At 33.4% G+C, this 7,493-nt stretch carries 7 protein-coding genes; 6 read left to right on the forward strand and 1 reads right to left on the reverse strand.

Annotated elements, in window-relative coordinates:
- Positions 1–447 precede the first annotated feature (447 nt).
- Positions 448–1,905, forward strand: coding sequence for an NAD(P)/FAD-dependent oxidoreductase (locus ACP5FO_RS08075; protein WP_428110862.1), 1,458 nt, complete (start codon positions 448–450; stop codon positions 1,903–1,905).
- 9 nt (positions 1,906–1,914) lie between these two features.
- Entirely contained in the window at positions 1,915–2,082 is a 168-nt protein-coding gene (locus ACP5FO_RS08080; RefSeq protein WP_169701770.1) for a hypothetical protein, read from the forward strand.
- A 12-nt stretch (positions 2,083–2,094) separates the two neighbouring features.
- Here the strand turns inward: ACP5FO_RS08080 and ACP5FO_RS08085 are convergent, their stop codons facing one another.
- Positions 2,095–2,994 carry a sulfurtransferase gene (locus tag ACP5FO_RS08085; RefSeq protein ID WP_428110759.1) on the reverse strand — a complete coding sequence of 300 codons (900 nt, stop codon included), beginning with the start codon at positions 2,992–2,994 and terminating at the stop codon, positions 2,095–2,097.
- Positions 2,995–3,139: 145 nt separating this feature from the next.
- On the opposite strand from ACP5FO_RS08085, the gene ACP5FO_RS08090 reads away from it, so the two are divergent.
- The 4 genes from ACP5FO_RS08090 to ACP5FO_RS08105 all read left to right on the forward strand — a co-directional run.
- A complete protein-coding gene (locus tag ACP5FO_RS08090) occupies positions 3,140–4,360 on the forward strand; it encodes an ABC transporter substrate-binding protein (protein ID WP_428157342.1) in 1,221 nt (406 codons plus the stop codon).
- Positions 4,357–5,235 carry a branched-chain amino acid ABC transporter permease gene (locus tag ACP5FO_RS08095; protein ID WP_428157343.1) on the forward strand — a complete coding sequence of 293 codons (879 nt, stop codon included), beginning with the start codon at positions 4,357–4,359 and terminating at the stop codon, positions 5,233–5,235. The genes ACP5FO_RS08090 and ACP5FO_RS08095 overlap by 4 nt, the downstream gene beginning before the upstream one ends.
- A gap of 2 nt (positions 5,236–5,237) precedes the next feature.
- Positions 5,238–6,152: a branched-chain amino acid ABC transporter permease gene (locus ACP5FO_RS08100; protein WP_428110756.1), complete on the forward strand. Its 915-nt coding sequence runs from the start codon at positions 5,238–5,240 to the stop codon at positions 6,150–6,152.
- Positions 6,153–7,493, forward strand: a 1,341-nt coding sequence (locus ACP5FO_RS08105) for an ATP-binding cassette domain-containing protein (protein ID WP_428157344.1), incomplete at its 3' end; no start/stop codon positions are given.

The following is a 7,493-nucleotide window of genomic DNA, read 5'->3' on the forward strand; positions in this document are numbered from 1 at the left end:
CCTTTTTTGAAAACAGAAAGCGCTTATTTTCTTTGTACAAATCGTAATAAGAAAATATAGAATAAATCACATCAAAGCTCATATAAAGATTTGCTACATTGCATTTGCAATTTTAACTTATATAAAACAGAAGACAAAATCTCTTGGAATCTCACCTGTAGATGTGCTTGAAACTCTACAATCTTGTTACATTGTAAATCTCAGATCTGAAAAACATAATTTAAACTGGACAAAAACCGTTACTTTAAAAAACCAACAAAAATTAATTCTTAAACTTTTAGGGTGTAGTGTATAAAATAGTGGGAAAAGTTAGGTATTTAAAACATATAATAATTATTATTTATTCACATATTGACACTTAAAATTATTTACTATATAAATAACTTAACATACATTTTCAATAGTTGGTTTAATTTTTTGGTATCAAAAAAAGGGGGGGGTAAAACTATGTCAAAGATTGTTGTCTTGGGAGCTGGCATTTCTGGTCATACTGCAGCATCCTATTTAAGAAAACTCTTACCAAAAGAACATGAAGTGATTGTAATTGCACCAAATAGCAAGTGGAACTGGATACCTTCTAATATCTGGGTTGGAATAGGAGCAATGGAACCAGAAGATGTAACGTTTGAACTTGAGAAAGTTTACAAAAAAATAGGCGTAATATTTAAACAAGCAAAAGCAATTGCAATTTATCCAGAAGGTACTCAAACAACCTCAAAACCATTTGTATTGATTGAGTATACTGGCAGAGATTTTCCTGGAAAAAAGGAAAATGTAGAATATGATTACTTAATAAATGCAACAGGTCCAAAACTTAATTTCGAAGCAACACCCGGTCTGGGTCCTGATAAAAATTCTCTGTCTGTTTGCAGCGCATCCCATTCAAAACAAGCAGCTCAAGAACTTAAAAAAACAATTGAAAACATGAAAAAAGGCAAAAATGCTGTATTTCTTGTAGGCACAGGACACGGTCAAGCTACCTGCCAGGGTGCAGCTTTTGAATATGTATTTAATTTAGATTTCGTACTTAAAAAAGAAAAGGTAAAAGACAAAGCAAAGATAGTTTTCATAACAAACGAATACGAGATTGGAGACTTTGGAATGGCTGGTGCACACATAAAAAAAGGAGGCTATATAACACATACCAAAACATTTACTGAATCTTTATTTGCTGAAAGAAATGTATCATGGATAAAAAGGGCTCATATATATAAAGTTGAATCAAATAAAGCGTATTACGAAACACTCTATGGTAGCACTCATGAAATTGAATTTGATTTTGCAATGCTTATACCACCTTTTGCAGGCGTTGGCCTTAAAGCATACAATAAAACTGGTGAAGATATTACTGGGAATCTATTTACATCAAATGGCTTTATGAAAGTTGATGCAGACTATACGCAAAAGCCTTACGAAGAATGGAAAGCTGCTGATTGGCCAAAAACCTATCAAAACCCTACATACAAAAATATATTTGCAGCAGGTATTGCTTTTGCACCACCTCATGCAATCTCAAAACCAATGTATAGCCCAAATAAAACACCAATCTTTCCGGCACCACCTCGCACCGGAATGCCTTCTGCTATAATTGGCAGGAATTGCGCTTTAAATATAGCAAGTATGATTAAACATGGCAATCAGACACCAAAACACACAGCATCTATGGCAGAAATTGGCGCATCATGTGTAGCTTCTACAGGAGCCAGTCTTTTTTCTGGCACTGCTGCTTCTATAACAGTATATCCTATTGTGCCTGATTTTGAAAAATATCCTGAATATGGCCGGGATTTGTATTACACATTTGGCGAAATTGGGCTTGCTGGTCATTGGATCAAGCTTTTATTGCACTATGCATTTATTTATAAAGCAAAACTAAAACCGTTTTGGTTTGTATTACCAGAATAGGAGGGCAAAATGGTAGAAAAAACAATTGAAGAAAGAAAACCATATCAACAAGCATTTTTTGCTTCAAAACCCACTAAATTTACAAAATTTTTAAGAACATGTGTGCTATGGCAATTAGTAAAATTTATTATAATAAATATCAAAATGACGCTTATGTTGCTTAAGTCCCATAAATAGCTTATGGGACTTTCAACATATAGGACCAATGTTTATAGGCACTTTATTTTGCTTTTGTAAATTCTTGAATGTTCCACAAAAACTCCAAACAGATTGTTTATCGAAAATTGCATTTGCGATAAACCAAAATACACTAGATAAATGACCACTCTGGCAGTAAGAGATTATAGGCTTATTAATATCTATGTCTTCTTTCAAAAATAAATTTTCGATTGTGTTTTTTGGCTTTATAACCCAATAGTTATTGATTTTTCCCAAAAAATCCCCCGCGTAAAACCATCTGGCACCTTTAATATGACCTTCTAAGTATTCTTTTCTTGATCTTGAATCAACTACTTGAATCGTGTTTTCATTATTTATTGCCCAAAGTAAAAAACTTTTTTGAGCCAAAATATTGCCAGGGTTGTATTCTATTGTAAAATGGGATTTTGGCAAACTATAGTTTCCTATTAAAACAGCCAAACCTTCACTTTTCCATTTTTCAAAACCTCCATCCATATAGTATATATCTTTAATTCCAGACCAATAAAGTGCGCTAATAATCCATGCAGCCTGTGCTATAAACCTTGCACTGTTATCGTAATTTTCACCAGAGTATACAATGTATGTTGCATTTCTTTTCAACCCATATGCAGAAAAAATTCTTTCCAGCTGGTTGTTGTATGGCATAAGACCCAATTCATTTTCTTGAGATGCGAGTATTTCGTTTTCTGTTAAATTTATTGCTTTAGGCAAATGGCCATGCAGATAATTTTGTTTGCTTCTTGTATCAATCACAACGACATTGTTTTGAGTTTTTATTAAAAAGTTTGCCTGTTGTGTGCTAATAATGCCAATTTTAGCAAAAGCTGCTCTACTAAAAAATAAACTAACAAAAAACACCAAAAACACAACAAATTTTTTAAATTTCATAAAAACCTCCCATATTTATAATTAGTTAGTTATTATATATCTTTTTTTAAAAAAATCAATAGAAAATTAATTTATTAATTTTTCTTGACATGTTTAACTTACAATACTAAAATATATTAAAAGTATGTAAAAGGAGGTTTAAAAAATGAGTGTCTTTAAAAAAATGGCTCTAATTGTTGCGGTTTTTGCATTTGTTTTCTTACCACGTCTAGTATTTGCAGCAGAACCTATTAACATTGGCATTATAGCAGAACAAGGTACACTTGTAGGTGATTCTATTGTTAATGGGGCAAAATTAGCAGCAGACCAGATTAATGCAAAAGGTGGTATTGACGGTAGACCTATTAAGTTATTTATTTACGATGATCACATGCGAGCAACAGATGCTGTTCAAGCTTTTCAAAGAGCTGTTTACGATCACCATGTAGTTGCAGTTATTGGTAGCTGGATAAGTGAAGTTGCACTTGCACTTGAACCCTGGGCAGCAAGGCTACATACTATTTATATTACAACCGGCGCAGCTGATCCAAAAATTACACAATTAGTCCATAATAACTATAATATGTATAAATATGTATTCCAATTAAAGTACAATGCTACTGAAATGGCTCAAACTGTATGTAACTTTATACATGATGATTTAGTAAAACAATATGGCTACAAGACAGCCTATATAGCAAGCGAGAATGCAGCATGGACCGAACCATTAGATGCAGAGTATCTAAAATGTCTTCCACAAACTGGTGTCAAAGTGGTAGGTCATATTAGATTTGCACCAAATACAACTGATTTTACACCTATATTCACCGATATAAAATCTAAAAATCCTGATCTTTTAGTAACCGGTTGGGCACATACAGGTCTTCAACAAACTGTTCAATGGCATGAAGCAAAATATCCTTTTTTGATAGTTGGAATAAACGCACAGGCAAGTACATCTGACTTCTGGAAAAAAAGCAATGGAGCAACAGAAGGCATAATTAGTCAAGCAGAAGGATCTCCTGCTCCAATAACACCAAAAACCATACCTTTTGTTAAAGAATACGTGAAAGTATTTGGCATAACACCTGCTTATGGTGGCTATACAACATATGATGCTATATATGTGCTGGCACAGGCTATAAAAAGAGCTAAATCAACAAACACTGATGCACTTATTAAAGCACTTGAAGCTACAAATTACATTGGTGTTATGGGACATATAGAGTTTTATGGAAAAGAAAGTCCATATGCACATGGCATAAAATATGGCCCTTCATATGCAACCGGCGTTATGTTGCAATGGCAACACGGCAAATTAGAAACGGTTTGGCCACCTCATGCAGCAACAGCTAAAGTTATTATACCTTCGTTTGTTAAAAAATGAACCTTTTTTGGCAAATTTTATTTGATGGCTTTATTATTAGTTCGATTTACGCTGTGGGAGTAGTAGGGTTTTCTCTTATCTTTGGCACAGCAGGAGTACTTAATCTCTCCCACGGTGCTTTTTTAGTATTGAGTGCAATCATTTCCTGGTTTTTTATAAGTCATTTTCATCTGCCTTTATTAGCTGGTATGGTTGTTGGCGTTTTAGCTTCAATAGCAGTCTCATACTTGTTATTTGTATTGCTTATAAACCCCATAGACAAATCTAAAAAAATACCCACTGCAGAAAAAGAAATTTTTATACTTACAGCTACACTTTTATGGTCTATGATTATAGAAGAATTACTGGATTATTTTTTCAGCTCAAATCCTGTTGTTGTGCCTCCTTTTGTAAAAGGTGTTTTACACTTGTTTAAAATGAATATAACATACAATGAAATTCTGCTTTCGTTTGCTTCTATTTTAATTCTGATTATTTTGTGGACTTTTATAAACAAAACAAAAACAGGCAAAGTTTTGCTTGCAGCATCTATGAGCCATGACGGTTTGGCAATAAGCGGTATTGATATTAAAAAGGTTTATATACTTTTGTGGGGTGTATACGGCTTATTAACCGGTCTTTCTGGTGCCTTGCTAGCTTCATTTTTAGGTGCAAGTTCACAAAGCGTCCCAAGTCTTACCGGGCTTGCTTTTTCTGTTGTGGTGCTTGGAGGCTTGGGTAACATAACAGGTTCTATTCTGGCAGCATTTCTTATCGGCTATATACAAACTATGACTGCTTATTTGATTTCACCTGCATACACATCAATACCTGCTTACGTAATCTTAGTTTTGATACTTATGTTTAAACCAAAAGGTTTGTTTGGTAGGTTTTAAATATGTTAATACCAAAGGATAGATCAATTTTTATAGGAATTGTAATTTTTATTCTTTTGATATTTGTACCCTACATTTTTTCTTCTTATGTTGTGGGTGTTTTTACAATTGCTTTATATTTCGCAGTTTTTGTTATGTCGTGGGATTTATTATTTGGATATTCAGGGGAAGTAAATTTTGGATCTACATTTCAAATAGGCATAGGTGCATATACTGCGGCTATTTTAAATATAAACACTCATATGCCACTTGCTTTATGTATTGTACTTGGTGCTGTAGCAGCCATTTTATCAGGACTTATCCTAGTTGCTCCAGCTTTAAGACTTAAAGGACCATATTTTGGACTTATTACACTGGTTAGTGTTTTGTTATTAGAACAATTTGTCACAATATTTGCCCAATACACAGGTGGAGAGATAGGCTTATCCGTACCCGGCATAATATCTGTTAGCTCAAAAATAAATTATTATATGGCCCTTTTGTTTTGTGCTTTCAGTGCAATGGTTATGCTTGTTATTGCAAGATCGCCTATTGGTCTGATTCTACAGGCATCTGCTCAAGATCCAATAGAAGCAGAAAGTCTGGGTTTTAACATAACAAAATACAAAGTTTTAGCTTTTGGTATCAGTGCTTTATTTAGTGGCTTATCAGGGGCTTTGCTTGTGTTTTATTTAGGTACAGCTTCAGTGAGTCTTGTAGTGTCTATTGCTGTTGTATTGCAAATTATAATTTCTGCTATTATTGGTGGAAGAAGAACAATTATAGGACCTATTTTGGGAGCTTTTTTTATAATACTTTTAAGAGAGTGGCTGCAACCATTGGGTCAGCTTAGCTATGTTGTTGTGTCGATAATGGGACTTATAGTATTGCTTTTTTTGCCAGATGGTATAATAAGCTTGTTTTTGAGGAAAAACTAAATGGCGTTACTGGAAGTAAAAAATCTGGACAAATATTTTGGCGGCATACATGCCACAGACAATGTAAGCTTTGAAATTAATAAAAATGAAATTGTAGGTTTAATAGGTCCAAATGGTGCTGGAAAATCTACAATAATGCATTTGCTCATAGGCCTTTACAAACCTACAAATGGTATAATAAAATTCAATGGAGAAGAAATTCAACATTTAAGTATACACAAAAGAATAAAAAAGGGTATTGCCGTAATGTTTCAGCATTCAAGACCGCTTAGCAGACAGACAGTGTTAGAAAATATCGAATTATCTTTATTGGAAGATAAATTTCAGTTTTTCTATAAAAACGATATAAAAGAACAAGCCTTTCGAATAGCAAAAAATCTGGGATTAGAATTGGTTTGTAATAAACGTCCATCAGAGTTAGCCTTTGGTATTATACGAAGAATGGAGCTTGCAAAAGCCATTGCTCTAAACCCAAAACTCCTGCTTTTAGATGAGCCTTTTGCAGGTTTGAGTCATTCAGAAGTAGAAGAGTTTTCTAAACTAATTAGATCATTAACAAAAGAAAATTTTTCTATTATAATAGTTGATCATAATGTAAAAGCAGTTAAAGACTTGGTTGATAAAATTATAGCAATTCACGCTGGAAAAATAATATCAACAGGCACACCAGAAGAAGTAATATCCAACAAAGAAGTGAAAAGAGTATTTCTGGGCGAACAAACTAAAATTGAAAACTCAAATCAAAAACAAACTGACCTTAACGCAAAAATTCTATTGGAAGTCAATATCACTTCTTTATCCTACAATAAAGCTCAGGCTTTAAGAAATGTTGACTTAATAGTAAAAGAAGGTCAATTTGTATCTGTTGTAGGTTTAAATGGCGCTGGAAAAACTAGCCTTTTTAAAGCAATATTTTCATTTGTAAATTACGAAGGTGACATAAAATGGCACGGTAAATCTATAAAGCATCTAAAAACGGCAGAAATTGTAAATTTAGGCATATCATTTGTACCAGAAACCAGAGAATTGTTTAAATTTATGAGCACAGAAGAAAACTTAAACCTTGCTTTGCAAAAAGTAGCAAAAAATGAAGCAAAAAAAAGAATAGAAGAAGTATATTCAATATTCCCAAGACTAGCAGAAAGAAAAAAGCAACTTGCATCTACACTATCGGGTGGAGAACAACAGATGCTAACAATAGCAAGAGCTCTTGTTCAAAAACCAAAAATGATAGTACTTGATGAACCTACACTTGGTCTTGCACCAATAGTCCTTGAAGATATATCTAAAGTACTTGATTACATGCATACTCAAATGAATCTGACAATTCTGCTTGGTGAA

It is taken from the genome of Desulfurella sp. (assembly GCF_049977265.1).
Classification (GTDB): Bacteria; Campylobacterota_A; Desulfurellia; order Desulfurellales; family Desulfurellaceae; genus Desulfurella.